Genomic DNA, 19,060 nt, shown 5'->3' on the forward strand with positions numbered 1-19,060 from the left:
ATATTTACTCCTTTATCATGTTATCCGTATTTGACAGCACCTTTTCTGTTTGGGAGGACAACAAATTAAACCATTCAGAAATTGTTGGACGTTCAGCTAAATCTGCGAATGTAACTTCTACCCCCACCTGGCGCCACTTCTCTACTAAATTCATAATTCTAACTGAATCCATTCCTCTATTTAATAAATCTTCATCCTCTCCAATAGCAGATGGTGATTCACGAAGCAATTCCGCTACTTGCTCACGTACTCGTTGTAATGTGAACCTTGAATCTCCCTCTATTGAAGAAGCGTCATTCAAATTCTGTAAATCTTTTAATAATAAATTTGTTGTTAAAGTTACTGCACAACGATCAGATGCGTACTGCACAGCTTGTTTATGATGTTCTTGTGAAAAATCAGCAACTGCATCAGCAATGAAAAATGGCTGAATCCCATCCATAAATGCCTCACACGCCGTTAAAAGACATCCAATATGCGCATAAACCCCACAAATAATAAGCTGATCACGTTCTTGTTTGTGTAAAATTTCTAGAAGATTTGTTTTCTTGAAAGCACTATATCTCCATTTTGTAAGGAAAATATCATCCTCATCCGGAGCAAGTTCATCTACAATCTTTTTCTTATGAGGCCCATCAGGAATGCCAGCTCCCCAAAAATCTTGCAATAATCCTCTTTGTTCTATTGTTTGTCCACCTGGCTGCGCTGTATAAATAACAGGAATGCTAAGTCCTTTACATGCTTTTCTGATTGATTGAATATTTGAAATAAGTTCTACTCTCGGTGATTCTGCTGCATGATATGCATCCAAAAAATACTCTTGCATATCATGAATGAGAAGAACTGCACGTTTAGGATCTGGCTTCCACATTACTTTATTATTTGGTAAATCTGCCTCTACTGGCATTGTGTATACTGAGATAGCCGGAATAGCCATCTAATCACTTCCTTCCGAGTATTATTAAAATTTTTTATAGACAATCTATGACTGCACTGTAGAATTAAGTTTTTCAGCAATAACTTTACGCAATTCTTTCTTGCTTACTTTCCCTACACCCGTTTGTGGGAAGGATTTAATAAACTCGATGCGATCTGGAATTTTATATGCTGCAATCCCACGATTTCTTAAGAACCTTTTCAAATCACTTACAGTTGGTGCTTGTCCGCGTGCTATTACGAAGGCACAAGTACGTTCACCTAAATAATCATCTGGCATGGATACAATTGCTACATCATGTACAGCTGAATGAGCTAGAAGATGATTTTCAACTTCTTCAGCTGCAACTTTCTCGCCGCCGCGATTAATTTGATCCTTATCGCGACCTTCCACTATTAGATAACCTTGCTCATTCACTTTGACAAGATCGCCAGTGCGATAAAATCCATCAGAAGTAAATGATTTAGCGTTATGTTCTTCAGCTTTATAATAACCACGGATTGTATAAGGTCCACGAGTTAACAACCCCCCTACTTGTCCCGGCCCCACATCATGATCCTTCTCATCAACGACACGAATTTCATCAAACTCGGACATCGGTCTTCCTTGCGTATGAATAATGATTTCTTCTGAATCATCCAATCTCGTATAATTCACTAATCCCTCAGCCATACCAAAAACTTGTTGTAATGTACAATTAAATGTCGGGCGTATACGCTTAGCAACTTCAGCACTAAATTTCGCACCACCCACCTGCAAAACTTGAAGGCTCGATAAATCATTATTTCGAGACGCTACTGCATCAAGCCATACCATCGCAAGTGGTGGTACAAGTGCTGTTATTGTAACGCGTTCCTTTTCGATAAGAGAAAAGGCTTCATCAGGACTTCCTCCAGAAGCAAGCACTATCCTTCCTCCGGCATATAATGTTCCAAGAACTCCTGGTGAGCTAAGTGGATAGTTATGCGCAACAGGAAGTACAGCTAGATACACACTATCTTTATCCAACTTACAAATTTCAGCACTTGTTCGTAAGCTATAAATATAGTCATCATGCGTTCGTGGAATTAATTTAGATAACCCCGTTGTTCCGCCAGATAATTGTAGAAACGCTACATCATTAGATTGTATTTGGGGCTGATTGACAGGATTCATATAGAGGTCATGTATTCCTATAAATTCCTCTTCCTCTCCTACAACTATGACATGTTGTAACGTTGGTACTTTCTCTTTTACTTTTCTAGCAAGCTTGCGATAATCAAATCCAAGCTGTTTATCAGAGATAATATAAGCCGTTGCTTCAGCAAATTCACAGAAATAACTTATCTCACTACTTCGATGTGATGGCAATGCAAAGACTGGAAGTGCACCGATCCTAAAAAGCGCAAAACATACTTCAAAAAATTCCACAACATTAGGTAATTGAAGAACAACTCGATCTTCTTGCTTTATTCCTAAACTTCGAAGACCTGCAGCTAAACGATCTACTTTGTTATCAAGTACAGCATAACTTACATACGTGTCTCCACTTGTAAGTGCAATTCGATCACCATGCTTTTCTGCACGTTCTCGTAGCATTTCTCCAAACGTCTCTCCGCGCCAGCAACCTTTCTCTCTATATCGTTCTGCAAATTCCTTCGGCCACTCGCAGCATCCTGTTAACATCATTTATCCCTCCAGTAATTCATTATTTAATCCCATGGCACGTAGCATCGTACGAAACTTAGCGGATGTTTCGGCTAATTCTTCCACAGGTTTTGACTCTGCAACAATCCCCGCTCCTGCGAATAAACGAAGTGAATTTTCTTCAATTTCTGCACATCGAATGGTAACAATCCATTCCCCATCACCATTTAAATCACTCCAGCCGAGCATCCCAGTGAAAAATCTTCGGTCAAACGGTTCAATTTCTTTAATAGCTTCCCGAGCTTTTTCAGTTGGAGTCCCGCAAACAGCCGGTGTAGGATGCAGCGCAAGCGCAAGTTCTAATGAAGAAACGGATGTATCAAATAATTCTCCTTTTACTTCTGTAGATAAATGCCACATCGTTTCACTATTTATTAATGACGGTTTTTCCGGAACATGTAATATACGACAGTACGGACGTAATGCAGCAGCTACCGCTTCAACAACAACAGCGTGTTCATGTAAATCTTTAGCTGAAGAAAGTAGTTCCTCTGCTCGTCTCTTATCTTCTGCAGGGTCTTCACTTCGAGGCCTAGATCCTGCAAGTGGATTAGAAACGACCTGCATTCCATTACGTGAAACAAGCAGTTCTGGACTAGCTCCTATAAGTGTGCGACTGCGTTGTGGTGCAGTATCACTATTCTTTTCCTCTTCACTCTTCGGTAAATCTACCGCAAACGTATACCCGTGTTTATTGTGCTTTGCTAAATCACGAAGTATCTTTTGAATATTAACCTTTTCTGGAGAATTCAAATCTAGTGATCTAGATAGGACAATTTTCTTTAAGTCACCTGCTTTTATTTTTTCTACTCCTTGTTCTACACCACGCATATATTCTGAAGGTGATGGAACAGGTTTCATTTCATATGTAAGTGTAGAAAACAACTGGACTTGATCTTGAGCATCGAATTGTAAACAATCAGCAATTCTGCTCTCCTGTGGTACAACAAGCTGTACAGGTCGTTGTCTGTCAAAAGGTAACGCACCTACAACAATGGGATTATGATGGCCCGCTTGCTTTGCGTTATTTAGTACAGCATGAACAAGCTCTGAAAAACTTTCTACTTGATTATGCTTCACTGTAGCAAACACTCCTTCCGCTAGTATGGTTCGATAAGGTGAAGCAAAAAAGAAAGAAGACCCAGCTTTATAGTCATCTAACAGCTTTGTCGCTAATTCCCTTAAAGCAGTTGTATGATTCATCATTTTACAGCCTCCTATATTTATTTAGACTCCTAAAGTAGCACCGCCATCAATACATAAATTATGCATTGTAATATGGCTTGCTTTATCTGAAACTAAAAACAGAACTACTTCAGCAATTTCTGAAGGAGTTGCTATTTTGTTTAATGGAATTCCTAATCTGTATGTATCTTGCGAACCTGCAATCATTTTTTTAACTCCGTTTTCATCAGTCCAAAGTTGCCGCTGCATTTCAGTATCTGTTGAACCTGGAGAAACTAAGTTACACCGAACGTTATATTTAGCCATCTCTAAACCAAGACATTTTGTAAACATTGTTGCCGCTGCTTTAGACGCTGCATAGGCGGACATATGCATTCGTGGTACAGATGCAGCATTTGAGCCCACCGTTACAATCGAACCAGACTTGCGAGACATCATACGTCGGCTCACTGAACGAGATACATAAAAAACACCATTGGAATTAACTGAAAAGACCTCATTCCACTCTTCGTCGCTCAACGAATCAATAGGACTCATACGAAGTATGCCAGCAACATTAACTAAAATTTCAATTGGCCCCATTTCATTTTCAATTTGATTGACAACATCTTCAACACATACGCTGTCACGAACATCTGCGACAAATGCTTTAATAAAAATACCTTTAGCTGTTAGATCAAAAACAAGTTTATCGAGTGCAGTTATATTTTTATCTACAGCAACAACTTGTACACCATACTCACCAAGCATGCGTACTACTGCTTCCCCAATACCTTGGGCAGCACCTGTAACGAGTGCCACTTTTCCTGTAAGATTCATATAGCCACTTCCCTTCCTTAAAATGTATGTAATTGACAAACTAAAATACAAATTACTTTTTTGTAAAACAAGTAGATTTTATATAGTTTGTCAATTAAGAGATAAATTTTAGGGTTTCATTTATCTATCATCAATTTATTGATAATGATTATCACTATCAATATAACAATTAAAATGATAATACTTCTCAATTAAACAGTCAATATATTTTGTATTTTATTGGTTGAAAAACATAAAAATTAACATTCTGTATTCGTCGTATTTCCATATAAACCTCATTAACTACTCATTAAGGCTATAAATATAGTCCTTCTCTATCTTATACAAAATAAAATAACCAACCCTAAATAGGATCGGTTATTTTATTATCTGTTATTTTATTTGTTTTTTTGCTTATATGTGAGATATGCTAAAACACTCTTGCTATTTGTATACTTCGGATTATTTCCCTTTCGCGGTTCACGTGAATATGTTCTTTCATATCCAGGCACCTCAGGCATATCTTTTAAAAATTGCATAACTTCAGTTTCTGTTCCTTCAATACGTACACGAATCATTGTTATTGCTCCCTGCTAAATATATTCCACTCTATCAAGTATATCGATTACTATAAATCTCACAAGATAGAAAATATGTCATATTCTCAATCATTGATCACTATATTTTCTCATTAGTAATTCAATCGGGCCTCTTGTAAGACGGGATCGCCAAATATAGGACATAATAATTACAATTATAAAGAAGACAATAGACCACATAAGCGAAATATATAGAGTTTGACTTCCTAACAAATTTCCAGCTGCTAAAACAAATAAAAAGAGGACGTGACCAATATAATGTGTTAATGCCATTTGTCCTGTTAGAATAAGAGATTTTGTAATTACATTTTTAGTGAAAATTTCTGTGACATATATACATAAGATAATCACGATAATAGCCGTGCTTGAACTAGATAAAATATAAAATAGATTTGGAGGCATAGGCTTTGTGGAAAAAATATATATTGCAATGTCTCTGCCTATATAGGGGCTTATTGTTTTAATTAAAAAAAATGAAAGACCTTCTAATACAATACATGCAAAAGAGGAATACCATAATAATTTTTTTCTTATATCATTTCGCGTAAAATCTAACCTTCCTAGCCACATACCGAGTAATAAGAAGCAAAGCCAAGGAAAAATAGGATGAAATCCATTGAATAAGAGATTACGTAAAAAACCTGCTAGCGTCCAAAATGCAGGATATTCATGGAAAGATGCATCCCAGCCTTTCGTATAATCAAATATAAGTTGAAAAATTTGCGCTGTAGTTAAAATTCCGATGAAAGAATATAGAAGAGTACGATTTGATGCGACAATATAAAAAGAGGATAGAAACATATAAAATGCATAATAGTGTAATATATCAGCACTCCAGCCGACTATATATAAGAATATTCCCAGTATGAATAAAAAGATTGCCCTTCTCCAAGTTGTATGCTTGCTCTTTTTTATAAGAGTAGGGTCTTTCGTTATACGTGCTCGTTTGGTCATAAGAGAGATACCAATTCCAGCTAAAATAACAAATATTGCAGACGCTCTTCCTTCAAAAAGGCCTGTGAAATTAATAATCCACGCTGCCCCATTACCATCTGCTCCCATTGCTAGTTTATAATTCACAATGACCATTCCAAATATCGCAAGTGCCCTAGCGAAATCGAAACCTGTTATTCTTTTTGATTTTTCAACCATAGTATTACTCCCCTTTATAAAATACTCTTTACCGTTAGACTCCAAATTTCTTCAACATGGAGATTGAATGAACTTCCTACATATTTATCTAACCCCTCTACAACTAAAGTAAGCAATTGTGCCTTCGCTTCAATTTTTTCATTTTTTAGTACTCCTAGCTCAACTCCAAAGTGTAAAATTTCAATAAACCCTTCTAAATAATCCTGTAATATTTCCTGTAACCAGTCTCCATACTTTTCTTCGCGCATGCTCAACACAACGTATTCATTTAATATCTTGGAGTAATAAACGTCTTTTTTTTGAACTTGTATCATACGAATTCCGTCATGAATAAGCTGTGTTTCGAAATTTTCTTTACTATATTTACAAATTGAAAAAAATTTAGAGAAATTAATTTCTTTTACAATTACTTTAAACAATTCTTTAATTAATTCTTCTTTTGAAGAAAAGTAATAATAAATGGCAGGTTTAGTCACACCTACTTCTTTTGCAATCATAGATAAACTGGTTTTTTCAAATCCATTTTCGGCAAATAGTTTATATGCAGCTTCTAATATTTGTTCATATTTGATTGACATGGTTTTTAATCTCCTTTTTATTTACTTACCGGTAGGTAAATTGTAAAGGAAATTATTTCTATTTTCAATAGACGAAATGCAATTTATTTTGAATGGAATAATGCGTTGATAAAGTTTCACTTTATGAAATCCGTTATTATGTTTAGTGGTTTATTAGCTGGAGTTCTTGTTGGTTCCATGGCTGGAAGATTCATTGATCAATATTCCAAGAAAAACGTACTTTTATATGCAGGGTTTGGCCGTTATATTCAAATATTTATGATATAATTTATATGATTCTGTTTTTTAGAGAGGGGATTCGTTTGTTTCATCTTTTTATTATTACAAGTTTATTTTTTTATATAAGCGCAGCTTTACTTGTTTCTCGAAATAATTTATTAGCAGGCATACTTGCACTTTTGGGTGTTGGAACAACCCTTTTTACACTATTTACATACAAAAGAAAAAAACATAAAAAGAAAGATAGTTGTTTTGATGTAGGCGATTTATTCGGTGGGTGCTGTGAGTGCAGCTTAGATTCTTGTGATGGAGATTGTAATGGTTAACAAGTATATAGAAAAAGTACTTTACATAGTTCCATGCCATCGAAAGCCGTCCCGTTGTTTTCATATGAACGGAACACCTTTACCTATCTGCGCGAGATGTACAGGTATTTTAATCGGCTATCTTTTTATCCCATTTTTATTATTTATAACCTATACTGTGCCAATTTCAATCGGTATATTAGCGCAAATTCCAATGTTTGTTGATGGATATACACAATTGAAAAAGTGGCGCGAGAGTAATAATTTGTTACGTATTTTGACGGGACTGCTTAGTGGATTCGGCTTATCAGTGTTAGTTGTGTCTGGAGCTAGGTTATTTGTTACATATGTACAAATCGTCTTTATTGTTACTACCAAATACTGACCTTTTCATATATAGACAGTGGAAAGCGCGATGAGCCAAACTCATCGCGCTTTTTCTTGTTATCTTTCGCATAAAAAAATTTAGTAGTATAACGCGTAAATATTTATTACTATTCCCTATAAATTTTCAAGTCAAAAAAATTGAAATTCCTCTTTTGAACCCGTAATATATACTCTGACTCAAAAAGTTCGAAGATAAAATAAAAAGGAGGACTTTTATACGATTTTCATTTTAACAAAAGATTGAGAGGTTATTCTATGTGGCATAATAAAAATGTATGGGTTGTTCTAACAGGTGAATTTATTGCTGGGATCGGTTTATGGCTTGGAATTTTAGGTAATTTAGAATTCATGCAAAAGCATGTTCCCTCTGATTTTATGAAATCCGTTATTATGTTTATTGGTTTATTAGCTGGAGTTCTCGTTGGTCCCATGGCTGGAAGATTTATTGACCAATATTCCAAGAAAAACGTACTTTTATATGCAGGATTTGGCCGTGTAGTAAGTGTTATTTTTATGTTTTTCGCTATTCACTACGAAAGTATATCATTTATGATTTTATTTATGATCGCCATTCAAATTTCTGCTGCTTTTTATTTCCCTGCCTTGCAATCTGTTATCCCACTTATTGTTCAGGAGCATGAACTATTACAAATGAACGGAATTCACATGAATATCGGAACAATCGCTCGTATTGTTGGTACTTCGCTCGGCGGTGTTCTTCTCCTTGTAATGAGTTTGAAATATATGTATGCTTTTTCGATGGCTGCATACGCATTTTTATTCTTTTCTACTTTTTTATTGAACTTTGAAGATACAAAAACAAATATTACAAATGAAAAGAAACGTCAAAATACAAGTTTTATGGAAGTATTTCGCATTTTAAAAGAAATCCCAATTGCGTTTCGCGCTTTAATTTTAAGTATTATTCCACTATTATTTATTGGTGGTTTTAATTTAATGGTCATAAATATTAGTGAAATGCAGCATGATACAACAATTAAAGGGTTTATTTATACAATTGAAGGTTTAGCTTTTATGCTTGGTGCGTTTGTCATTAAACGTTTATCCGAACGTGTTTCATCATATAAGTTACTGTATATCTTTTCATTTTGTATTGCTTTCTCCCACTTATCTCTCTTTTTCAGCGATATAAAATGGATGACACTTGTCTCTTTTGGTATGTTTGGTTTTAGTGTTGGCTGCTTCTTTCCTGTTATGTCAACAATCTTCCAAACGAAAATTGACAAAAGTTACCATGGACGTATATTCTCATTCCGTAATATGTTTGATCGTGTAATGTTCCAAATTGTCTTACTTGGAACTGGTTTTTTCTTGGATACAATCGGATTGCAATATATGGTACTTATCTTTGGTGTTATTTCTTTATTTATTATTTTCATTTCAGTTTTACATCAAAAACAAGTAAGCAAAAATACTCCTCAAGCACCAAATATGTAGGAGCCATCTCATTTTTGAGATGGCTTCCCTTATTATAAAATCAGTTCACCGAAATCTCCTGTTTTTATGTTTCCACTGTTTGCTTCATCAGTATCAATGTGCATGTCTAAAGCGTATGTATCCTTCACTCGGACTAACACTTGATTAAAAGTTAATCCTCTATCACCTTTAACTTTAACACTCACATATTGTCCATCACTCACTTGAAACTGAGCTGCATCTTGTGGTGTCATATGAATGTGCCGCTCAGCAACAATTACCCCTTTATTAATTTGAATTTCACCATTTGGACCAATTAAGGTAATACCAGGTGTTCCATCAATGTTTCCTGATGAGCGAAGCGGAGCATTTATACCAAGATTACGTGCATCTGTTTTCGAAATCTCTACTTGTGTAAATTTGCGAACAGGTCCAAGAATTCGTACTTTCACAATTTCTGCTTTATCTGTTTTGATTGTAAGTGTTTCTTCTGCTGCGAATTCTCCTGGCTGAGAAAGCCCTTTTGCTACCGTTAACTCATAACCATTTCCAAAAAGCTTTTCTAAGTCTTCCTTTGTCACATGAATATGACGATTTGATACACCAATAGGAATTTGTTTCATTATTTATTTCTCCTTTTGTCGATATACACTCTCTATTATTTCCTGCTTTTTAAAAATTAGTTATAAAAATAGCAGATAATCTAACAGTTTGAGTTTTATATATATATGTATTATTTTTATTATGAAAAATACGGTAAAGGAAATTTTATTATCATCGCTATTTTTATATTCCCGCCAAAAATGGTAAAATGAATTTATGTGTGTTTTCAGAAAAACAAAATAATACGAATACCAAGATAAATTTTAATAACAACAATAGTATTTTAGGGGGCGTTATTCATGAGTTACACGCTATCAACTCGAATGAAAGCATTTCAATCATCAATTTTTAGTGAACTAGCAGCATATAAAAAAAAGAAACTGGCAGAAGGTCATGAAATTATTGATTTAAGTATTGGAAATCCAGATATGCCACCAGCTGATATTGTAATAGAAACACTAGTAAGCGCGGCAAATGAAAGAAATAATTACGGATATACATTAACAGGTACACAAGAATTTCATGAAGCTGTAACAGAATATTATGAGATGAATCACCGTGTTACTTTAAATGCTGATAATGAAATCTTATTATTAATGGGATCACAAGACGGGCTTGTTCATTTACCAATGGTTTTTGCTGATTCAGATGATATTATTCTTGTTCCAGATCCTGGTTACACAGCATACGCAACAGGACTTGCAATGGCAGGGGCAACGCCGTATTTTATGCCATTACAAAAAGAAAATAATTTTCTCCCTGATTTACATACAATTCCAAAAGAAGTTGCTCTAAAAGCAAAAATGATGATTTTAAACTTTCCTGGTAATCCAGTACCAGCAATGGCAACGGAATCATTTTTTACTGATGTGATTGCTTTTGCAAAAGAATATAATATTATTGTCGTTCATGACTTCGCTTATTCTGAATTTTATTATGATAATCAAAAGCCTATTAGCTTTCTCTCGGTTCCTGGAGCAAAAGACGTCGGTGTGGAAATCAACTCTTTATCTAAAAGCTATAGCTTAGCTGGCAGTCGTATTGGCTATATAATCGGAAATAAAGAAATTGTCGGAGCGCTCAAGCAATTTAAATCAAATACAGACTATGGCGTCTTTCTTCCCATTCAAAAAGCAGCAACTGTTGCTCTAAAAGAGGGTGCTTCATATTGCGCAGCAAACCGGTCAATCTATCAAAAACGAAGAGATACATTTATTGATGGCCTGACAGAAATAGGTTGGTATGTCGAAAAACCAGCTGGGAGCATGTTTATATGGGCAGAAATTCCAAAAGGCTATACTTCTTTAGAATTTGCATATTCATTAATTGATCGTGCTAATGTCGTTGTTACACCAGGTCATGCGTTTGGTCCACATGGAGAAGGCTTTGTTCGCATTGCCCTTGTTCAAAATGAAGAAAAATTAAAACAAGTAGTTAACAACATTAAAAATAGTGGCATTTTTTCTAATGAGAGTGCTTTAATCAAAAATTAAATACAAATTAAAAAAACAACATAAAAACCCTCTTTCTTTTTAGGCGAGCGAGAGCATCTGGCCATGCATAGAAGCGGTCAGATCCTTTTTCTGTCACATGCAAGGTTTAAAACAAAAGGAGAACGCAAGTAGCGGTCATGTTGTTCTACATAGCAGCGACTTAGATAGCAAAAAATTAAAATGGATTTATATAGTAACTGCACAATGCACAATAGTATATAATCAAGGAGGTAATGCATGAGTAAAATTAACATTCAAAGCATTCTGCCGCATAGGTACCCATTTTTAATGATCGATGGTATTGTTGAAATGGAATCCGGCAAGTGGGTAAAAGGGTATAAAAATATAAGTTGCAATGAATGGTTTATAACAGAATCACAAATGACGATGCCACACATGTTAATTGTTGAAGCAATTGCACAGCTCGGAGCATTTGTGAACGAGGAAAATAGTGATGGATTGGGATTTCTCTCATCATTAGAAGGAGTAGATTTTTCAGGATCCGTTCAGCCTGGTGATCGATTAGACCTATATTATGAAGTTATTCGCAATAAACGTGGATTCGTTCTCGGAAAAGGTCATGCCTCTGTAAATGAGAAAACCATTGTCAGTGTAGATAAATTATTAGTGTATATGAAATCTGAATAACAATGAGGCCAAAGTCAGGTTTACAAAAATTAGAACAGTGATACTTTAACTCACTGTTCTTTTCTCTTTCTAAAAACGATCACTTTTAAGATCCTTTTGCTCCATAACCTTTGATGTTTATTTTTACACTATATTTGATTGGAACTTTACTAAATGTTTTATCCCAATCTTTTTTGACCTTTTCCCATTCTTTTGGATATTTAATTCTTAATCTGTTTCCAAAACCGGCAACATCGACCTGGTACTCTTTTTGAATTTTTTTTAATGTATGGCTCACTAACCGATTCACTTCTTTTTTAGCAGCTTTTTCAGCTCTTGTTAGAAATTTATTTTTAAAAGGAGTTTCCGAAGTAACCCAATTTTCAGATATCCGCCCCTCTGATTCGATATTTACATCAAAAGAAATTTTGTTTCCTTTAACGTGTGGAGTGATTGTACTTTTCATAGACGCCACCTCATACATAATCGGTTGTCCTGTCTCTTTATCAACACCTTTTACTAAACCACCTTTTCCCTTCCCTGTTATCCAGGTTAAGCCTTCCAATTCCTTTTCAGACAAAAAACCATGCAGTTTTTTTGTCTTTCCTTTTATGATAGCAGCTCCCGAAAATTTTACTTCCCCTTTTGCTGATACCACATTTTGTAAAAGAAAACTGGACTCTGATTGCATCTTACCTGGTAATTTAGCAAGAGGAACAGGAGGTAAAATCCTTGATGTTCTATATTGATTATCTGCAATTCCATACAGACGAAGCGCCGGAATTTCTCCGGTTTCCTTCATTTCTAACGTCTTACTAGCTCGCTCTTTGCTAATTAACATGAGGCAGCTTGGTCGAATCTCATTATCACGAAGAAACACATCTAGTAACTTTTTCAAACTATACGTACGAGCGAGATTTGCACTAATAACCATCACTTTCGTATGGTGGAAAATTACGGGGCGATCTCTTCTTAATGAAACTTCACGAATCATTTGATGAAGAGAATCTCCCGTTTCAGAAACATTCGTATAGGCTTTTTCTTGCGATGCCCCGCCCTTCCCCCCACTGGATGATTGCGGTTTAACAAATTGATAGGTAGTGGTTATAAGGTTTTTTTTTGAATATCCGCCGCCTTCTTCTTCTAGTGCTTTTTCAATAGTCGCCTCCTTGCCCTTATCAAATGCTAAACCTACTTCAAAACCAAGCTCTTCAATTTCATGACTACTCCAGCATCCTGTAAGAGAAAAAAGGAAAAGTACTGATGGTAAAATTAGGAGGAATCTTATATTATTGAGATTTCGTTTCATTCTTTCCCTTCCTCCATCTCACAATCATAAGGAAAAAAATTGGCAATACACCGAATAAAAACAAAGCAGCATTTCCAATCATATCTCCCAGTATGAATAAGTCGTTAGTATTCTTTGGGATTAAAGCAATGATGTAAACAACTGGTAATAACCCATACATAAATGAATGAATATTCTTTTTAAAAAGTTGAGCTAATCCAAAAGCAGCAGCATAGTAACAGATTGTATAAGTTGAAAAGATTTGCATAATCCATATTACAAGTAATAAAGATTCAAACCGTTCAAATATTAAACCAGGAATTTCAAAACTTCTCATGAGATCAAACGTTGGCCATGTTCTCGTTACTACTCCATCGATAGAAAACGCTCCAATTACCATCACAACTGTAATTACATAAAAAATCAAAGGAATAGCAATTCCAACTAATACAACTTTTACACCTTTGTCCGGCTTCTTCATAAACACTAAAAGGAGCAACATGATTTCAGCACCTGAATAAGCGAGAGTTGTTGTTTTGATCCCTTTTAGTACTGGCATAACACCCAATCCTAATACGGGACGGAGATTATCTATCTCAAATATCCCAATACTCATAAAGGCAGTCAGCAAAAAAAGAAAGACTGTAATTGGGAATATAATCCCAAACATACGAGCCATTGGATTTATGCCGCCTATCATCAAATAGAGACTTACCCACATAAATGTCATAATAATAGCCCAGCCAGGGGTTCCTTCCAGTAAAAAGAAACTTGTTACTTCCTCCAATATTCTTACTTCAAATGAGGAAAGGGTACAAAAATAAACGATAATAGATAGACTAAGTAACCCACCTATCCATTTTCCTACAATGTCTTGGCTGAATTGATAAAATGTTTTTCCAGGAAATTGCTGGCTTAATTTTACAATGATTACCCCCATAATCATCGCTATCAACCCGCCTAAAATAACAGTTATCCAAACATCTGGTGTTTTCACTTTCTCTGCAGCTGTTCTAGGTAAGGTGAGAATACCTGCTGCAAGTACATAATTGATAAGAATGACAGCTGCTTGTGAAGTCTCAATTCGATCTTTAGGGTTGGTAATCATCGCTGGTCACTTCCTTTTCAAAGTTAGCTATCCTTTTCGTATTGGATCTTTCGTATTTAGCATCTTTGGACGACGTTTCATCATCTGAAATGGAGCCCGAACTATAAAGTCTTTCCAATCACTTGATCGATAAGGAACAGCTGGACTAACATAGGGCACGCCAAAACTCTTCAGCTTTACCAAATGACCGCATAAGAAGAGAAAAAACAGAACGAGCCCGTACAATCCAAACAAGGCCGCGCAAAACATTCCTACAAAGCGAAGGATGCGAAGTGGAATCGCTGTGCTATAATGTGAGAGCGCAAATGATGAAATGGCCGTTGCGGCTACTACGATAACCATAATAGGACTAACAATTCCAGCTTCTACCGCAGCCTGCCCAATGATCAGTCCGCCAACGATCCCCATGGCCGAGCCAATTGGTTTTGGCAACCGCAGTCCGGCTTCCCGTAAAATTTCGATAGCTACTTCCATAAGCAGTGCTTCTATAATCGCGGGAAAAGGAACACCTATCCGTCCTCCTATGATAGAAATAGCTAACTTAGTCGGAATTAATCCAGGGTGAAACGAGATAAACGAAATATACAAAGCAGGTGTATAAAGAGCAATCATAGCTGCTCCAAAACGTAACAGACGGATAAGCGTGCCAGAAATCCAACGTTCATAATAATCTTCTGGCGATTGCATCATCATGCTAAATGTAACTGGGGCGATTAATGCAAAAGGTGTTCCGTCTAATAAAATTGCAACCCGCCCTTCCATCAATGCAGCAATGACGCGATCAGGACGCTCTGTACTCTGTACTTGTGCAAAAAGACTGAAGTAATTATCTTCAATGAGCTGCTCTACATATCCTGATTCCGGTACATTATCAATGTCAATTTTCTGAATTCTCCTCTTAACTTCTTCTACTAACTCCGAATCAGCAATCTCTTTCATATAAGCAACGACAAGGTCTTTTTTTGCCCGCTTCCCTACTTGGAATTTTACTAATGATAAGCCTGCATTTTCACCATGCCGTCGTAAAAGAGCGGTATTATCGCTTAAAATTTCTGTGAAACCTATCCGCGGACCTCTGACTGACACCTCTGAGATAGGCTCTTCTACGTTCCGGGTTCTCCCTTTCGTTGTACTAAGAATTAATACATCTGGTGAGCCATCAATCAACAGTGCCGTTGAACCTGTCAATACTTTTGACATCAAATCTTTTATATCATAAACTTCTTTTACTTCACTAATGGAAAGGACTTGCTCTTTAATAAACTCTTTTGAAACTGTACCTTTCATGTAAGACGAGTCATGTTTATATTCTTCATAAAAATTACTCATTAATGATTTCATAATGTGTGTGTCGATGAGCTCTTTATCTGACAATCCTTCCACAAAAATGATTGCCGCTTGAATACCAGTACGCCCAATGTTAAACTCCCGAAAGTGCACATCTGAGTGTTCACTAATTTCTTGCTTTACAAGTTCCAAGTCCAAAGTGAAATCGCCTATAAACTTTTCTTTTGGATCTGAAATAGAACTAACTTTCTGCTCTCTCATTCTTATCACTCTTTCTCTTAAAAAGCTTAGTGTGCATCCAAATTAAGTGGTAGCCTAATACCATATTAACTTCAGTGGCAATCAAAAGATTTTCATTAGTATTGCAGCAAATGGTTTCTAGACTGAGAGGATATTGATAAAGTTATTCTTCTGTGGTTGACCTCAAAATAAATACAGTTGATCATTTATTCTTTTATTTCCCTTCTAATTTATGAATCCAACTAAAAATTTTTGAAATCATATACGGGATGAACAATACAATAAAAGCTTGCCCAAAAACTTTCCACTCCGGAAGGTAGGAAACAATCGTTTTCCACATTTTAACCATCCTAAATCATCAAAATTTCTTACGCATTATTATGTGTGATGCGCGGAAATTTAATCCAACAAAATACGCTTTGCTACCATATAAAAATGTAAACGAAACAGAGGTCACGCTATGAAGCGTGACCTCTGTTTCGTTTATTTATCTTGCATATAAGCATTTACCTCTACTGTTGATAAAAACGGACTTAATTCGTTTTTATAATAAATATATAACTCGTGCATAGCACGTGTGCAAGCCGTATAAAAAAGCTTACGTTCGCTTTCTTTTCTATATTGTTGGTTTGAAGCATTATAAATAATAACAGCGTCAAACTCTACACCTTTCGCTAAATAGGAAGGTATAATAAGTACTCCCGAATCAAACGAAGCTGTTTCTTTTTCGATAAGGTGAAGTTGTACATGTTGCTGTAGTATGTCATATGCCGCTTTGCTTTCCTCGGCAGTTTTACAAATAATCGCTATCGTTTTATGATTATTTTTTTTCAAATATTTAATTCGATTTATAATTCTTTGATGTAATTCTTCATCTGTTTCTACTGCTGTTATAACGGGTTTTCTCCCCTCGCGCTCAAATGGTTCAATACAGTTACCTTCTGAAATAAGTTGCCGTGTGAATTCAATAATTTGTTTCGTTGAACGATAACTACGTGTAAGTTCAATCCTCTTACTCTTTTCCTCTCCATACAAAGCACACAATTGCGAAAAACCATTTTCAGTCGCATGTGCATGTATCGTTTGATTAAAGTCACCAAGTACTGTCATGTTACTATGTGGAAATAATCGCTTCAAAAAGGTAAATTGAAAAACAGAATAATCTTGTGCTTCATCAATAAATATATGCCTTGCAGATGTATTTCGTTGTAAATCTTCGAGCTGATCTTTTATATATAAATAAGGCGTCGCATCCTCATAAGCCATCTGAAAGTGCTGTATGCGTTCTACTGTTTCTTGGCATATTTCTTTCCAATATAGCGGTAATTCATTCTTGCTCGTAAATCTCTCTGCAAACAACGGATTTGCAAACAACTGTACATAAACCGCAGGTACATTCATGAATTGAAGACCTTTCACTCGTTTACGAAGTGGCTTAAAATGCTTTTTCACAATCATTGCAGCTAACATTTGTTGTTCACGTTCAAAATCATCAAATGTATTAGCATCATATTGTTTCTCTTGTTGAAGTTTTTTATGAATTTTAGCATACGCTTCTTTATCTAATAGCTGTATCTCTTCTTCCACCCAAAGTTCTTTTCGTTCTAGCAGCTCTCTTTTCTTTAATTCTTTTAGTAGCCACTCAGAAATTAATTTTATTCGATTAGGAATCCTCATCGACAGAGGAAAAGAATAAAATTTCTCTTTTATTTCCTCTTTTGATATTAATAAATTTCCGCGGAACTTCACATCTTTAAAAAGCATTCCACCTTGTCTCAAATACGTCACATAGTTATCTACAATTTTCAAAAAAGACGCACTTGCTTTATATTGGATACCTTGCATGCGTACTAAGTATTTTGAGTCTTCTTTCCCCGCAAGTACATATTCCATTTGCGTAAACGGATCTTCTACATGAAAGTTTTTTTCTATATGCTCCTCTACATAGTCTTGAAATGTTGTTTGCTTCATATTCTCTTCTCCTAATTCAGGAAGAACAGTCGATATATAACTATTAAACATTGGATTAGGAGAAAAAAGAATGATTTGATCTGCATGTAATGTATCTCGATATCGGTATAGTAAATAGGCCACACGCTGCAATGCAGCCGATGTTTTTCCGCTTCCTGCTGCTCCTTGCACAATGAGTAAACGACTCGTTTCATTACGAATAATTTGATTTTGTTCTTTCTGAATCGTAGCAACGATACTTTTCATTTGTGTGTTCGCATTCTTCCCTAACACCTCTTGTAATAATGCATCACCAATTGTTACTCCCGTATCAAACATACTTTCCATTTGACCGTTACGAATGATAAATTGTCTCTTTAAAGTTATTTCTCCTGTAATCATTTCATTTTGCGCCTTATACACGACCGATCCCAACGAATAATCATAATACAGACTAGATATTGGTGCTCTCCAATCATAAACAAGAAATTGTTCTGTACTTTCGTCAAAAAAGGAATGAATGCCAAGATAAATTTGATCAGGACTTCTTTCACTTTCTTCTAAAAAATCAATTCTCCCAAAATACGGAGATTGCTCTAGTCGTTTTAACATGGTAAGCTGCTTATCTGCATGATAGTGACTACGTTCTCTTTCCGCTAACAACTCTGCTTGTTGCTTTATACTTGCTGCTGTTTCAATAGCCTCTTCAGCATTATCAAAGTTAACTGTTACATCGTCCCAAAAGTTTTTTCGAATATGAACTACCTCTTTTTGCCCGCTACTTACATATTGTTGGAGACTCTCCACACGCTCTTGAATTTTTTTTACAACTTCCTCTATTCGATGCTGTTCTCTCTTCTGCTCTCGTTCATACTGCTCCATATTGTCACTCCTTATCGACAAAAAAATTTGACCAAAAGTTTGACAAACACAGGTGTTTTTGATAAAATAAAATTGGGTAATTATAGAATGAAAGAAAATATTTTCTAGTGGTCATTTTTTCATTTTAACATATACATCTTTCTTAGTTCAATGAAAATAGATACCGTTATCAAACAATTCCACTCTGTATGAGGGCGTTCATTAAAATTCCAGACTTTTTACATATTAAATAAAAAAATCGATTCCTTAATAAGGAATCGATTTTTCATTTGGCGTATTCAATTACTTCTTATCCTTTC

Annotated in this window: 18 protein-coding genes and 1 pseudogene; 6 read left to right on the top strand and 13 right to left on the bottom strand. The window is 35.5% G+C overall.

Annotated elements, in window-relative coordinates; genetic code table 11:
• Nucleotides 1–4: 4 nt before the first annotated feature.
• From WAZ07_RS22305 to WAZ07_RS22335, 7 genes are all read right to left on the bottom strand, one after another.
• A complete protein-coding gene (locus WAZ07_RS22305; protein ID WP_336474202.1) occupies nucleotides 5–937 on the bottom strand; it encodes an isochorismatase family protein in 933 nt (310 codons plus the stop codon).
• Nucleotides 938–982: 45 nt separating this feature from the next.
• Entirely contained in the window at nucleotides 983–2,602 is a 1,620-nt protein-coding gene (locus tag WAZ07_RS22310; RefSeq protein WP_336474244.1) for a (2,3-dihydroxybenzoyl)adenylate synthase, read from the bottom strand.
• A gap of 3 nt (nucleotides 2,603–2,605) precedes the next feature.
• Nucleotides 2,606–3,826 (bottom strand): isochorismate synthase DhbC, encoded by a 1,221-nt coding sequence (dhbC, locus tag WAZ07_RS22315; protein ID WP_336474245.1) that lies wholly within the window; start codon nucleotides 3,824–3,826, stop codon nucleotides 2,606–2,608.
• A 24-nt stretch (nucleotides 3,827–3,850) separates the two neighbouring features.
• Entirely contained in the window at nucleotides 3,851–4,627 is a 777-nt protein-coding gene (locus WAZ07_RS22320) for a 2,3-dihydro-2,3-dihydroxybenzoate dehydrogenase (protein ID WP_336474203.1), read from the bottom strand.
• A 377-nt stretch (nucleotides 4,628–5,004) separates the two neighbouring features.
• Complete coding sequence (locus WAZ07_RS22325; RefSeq protein WP_090914844.1) at nucleotides 5,005–5,184, bottom strand: DUF3970 family protein; 180 nt, start codon at nucleotides 5,182–5,184, stop codon at nucleotides 5,005–5,007.
• A gap of 90 nt (nucleotides 5,185–5,274) precedes the next feature.
• Nucleotides 5,275–6,357 carry a DUF418 domain-containing protein gene (locus WAZ07_RS22330; protein ID WP_336474204.1) on the bottom strand — a complete coding sequence of 361 codons (1,083 nt, stop codon included), beginning with the start codon at nucleotides 6,355–6,357 and terminating at the stop codon, nucleotides 5,275–5,277.
• Nucleotides 6,358–6,371: 14 nt separating this feature from the next.
• Entirely contained in the window at nucleotides 6,372–6,935 is a 564-nt protein-coding gene (locus WAZ07_RS22335) for a TetR/AcrR family transcriptional regulator (RefSeq protein ID WP_336474205.1), read from the bottom strand.
• A gap of 117 nt (nucleotides 6,936–7,052) precedes the next feature.
• On the opposite strand from WAZ07_RS22335, the pseudogene WAZ07_RS22340 reads away from it, so the two are divergent.
• The 4 genes and pseudogenes from WAZ07_RS22340 to WAZ07_RS22355 form a co-directional block, all read left to right on the top strand.
• Nucleotides 7,053–7,199, top strand: a pseudogene (locus WAZ07_RS22340) (MFS transporter); the annotation flags it as partial.
• Nucleotides 7,200–7,237: 38 nt separating this feature from the next.
• Nucleotides 7,238–7,480 (top strand): hypothetical protein, encoded by a 243-nt coding sequence (locus WAZ07_RS22345; protein WP_336474206.1) that lies wholly within the window; start codon nucleotides 7,238–7,240, stop codon nucleotides 7,478–7,480.
• Nucleotides 7,473–7,844 carry a DUF2085 domain-containing protein gene (locus WAZ07_RS22350; protein WP_336474207.1) on the top strand — a complete coding sequence of 124 codons (372 nt, stop codon included), beginning with the start codon at nucleotides 7,473–7,475 and terminating at the stop codon, nucleotides 7,842–7,844. Before WAZ07_RS22345 ends, WAZ07_RS22350 begins: the two co-directional genes overlap by 8 nt.
• Nucleotides 7,845–8,101: 257 nt before the next feature.
• Nucleotides 8,102–9,304, top strand: coding sequence for an MFS transporter (locus WAZ07_RS22355; RefSeq protein ID WP_336474208.1), 1,203 nt, complete (start codon nucleotides 8,102–8,104; stop codon nucleotides 9,302–9,304).
• A 32-nt stretch (nucleotides 9,305–9,336) separates the two neighbouring features.
• Here WAZ07_RS22355 and pduL read toward each other — a convergent pair whose 3' ends face one another.
• Complete coding sequence (gene pduL / locus WAZ07_RS22360) at nucleotides 9,337–9,906, bottom strand: phosphate propanoyltransferase (protein ID WP_336474209.1); 570 nt, start codon at nucleotides 9,904–9,906, stop codon at nucleotides 9,337–9,339.
• Nucleotides 9,907–10,185: 279 nt separating this feature from the next.
• Between pduL and WAZ07_RS22365 the strand changes: the two genes are divergently transcribed.
• Both WAZ07_RS22365 and WAZ07_RS22370 read left to right on the top strand, forming a co-directional pair.
• Entirely contained in the window at nucleotides 10,186–11,379 is a 1,194-nt protein-coding gene (locus WAZ07_RS22365; protein ID WP_336474210.1) for an LL-diaminopimelate aminotransferase, read from the top strand.
• A 237-nt stretch (nucleotides 11,380–11,616) separates the two neighbouring features.
• Nucleotides 11,617–12,027, top strand: a complete 411-nt coding sequence (locus WAZ07_RS22370) for a 3-hydroxyacyl-ACP dehydratase FabZ family protein (RefSeq protein ID WP_336474211.1) — start codon at nucleotides 11,617–11,619, stop codon at nucleotides 12,025–12,027.
• An 85-nt stretch (nucleotides 12,028–12,112) separates the two neighbouring features.
• On the opposite strand, the gene WAZ07_RS22375 is transcribed toward WAZ07_RS22370, so the two are convergent.
• From WAZ07_RS22375 to helD, 5 genes are all read right to left on the bottom strand, one after another.
• The gene (locus WAZ07_RS22375; RefSeq protein ID WP_336474212.1) at nucleotides 12,113–13,315 is read right to left on the bottom strand and encodes a Ger(x)C family spore germination protein; all 1,203 of its coding nucleotides are present in this window, start codon (nucleotides 13,313–13,315) and stop codon (nucleotides 12,113–12,115) included.
• Nucleotides 13,296–14,402, bottom strand: coding sequence for a spore germination protein (locus tag WAZ07_RS22380; protein WP_336474213.1), 1,107 nt, complete (start codon nucleotides 14,400–14,402; stop codon nucleotides 13,296–13,298). The genes WAZ07_RS22375 and WAZ07_RS22380 overlap by 20 nt, the downstream gene beginning before the upstream one ends.
• 27 nt (nucleotides 14,403–14,429) lie before the next feature.
• Nucleotides 14,430–15,950 (bottom strand): spore germination protein, encoded by a 1,521-nt coding sequence (locus tag WAZ07_RS22385; RefSeq protein WP_336474214.1) that lies wholly within the window; start codon nucleotides 15,948–15,950, stop codon nucleotides 14,430–14,432.
• Nucleotides 15,951–16,143: 193 nt separating this feature from the next.
• Entirely contained in the window at nucleotides 16,144–16,269 is a 126-nt protein-coding gene (locus WAZ07_RS22390; RefSeq protein WP_277928448.1) for a hypothetical protein, read from the bottom strand.
• Nucleotides 16,270–16,412: 143 nt separating this feature from the next.
• Complete coding sequence (gene helD, locus WAZ07_RS22395; RefSeq protein WP_336474215.1) at nucleotides 16,413–18,761, bottom strand: RNA polymerase recycling motor HelD; 2,349 nt, start codon at nucleotides 18,759–18,761, stop codon at nucleotides 16,413–16,415.
• Nucleotides 18,762–19,060: the final 299 nt, after the last annotated feature.

Source organism: Bacillus bruguierae (assembly GCF_037104725.1).
Classification (GTDB): Bacteria; Bacillota; Bacilli; order Bacillales; family Bacillaceae_G; genus Bacillus_A; species Bacillus_A bruguierae.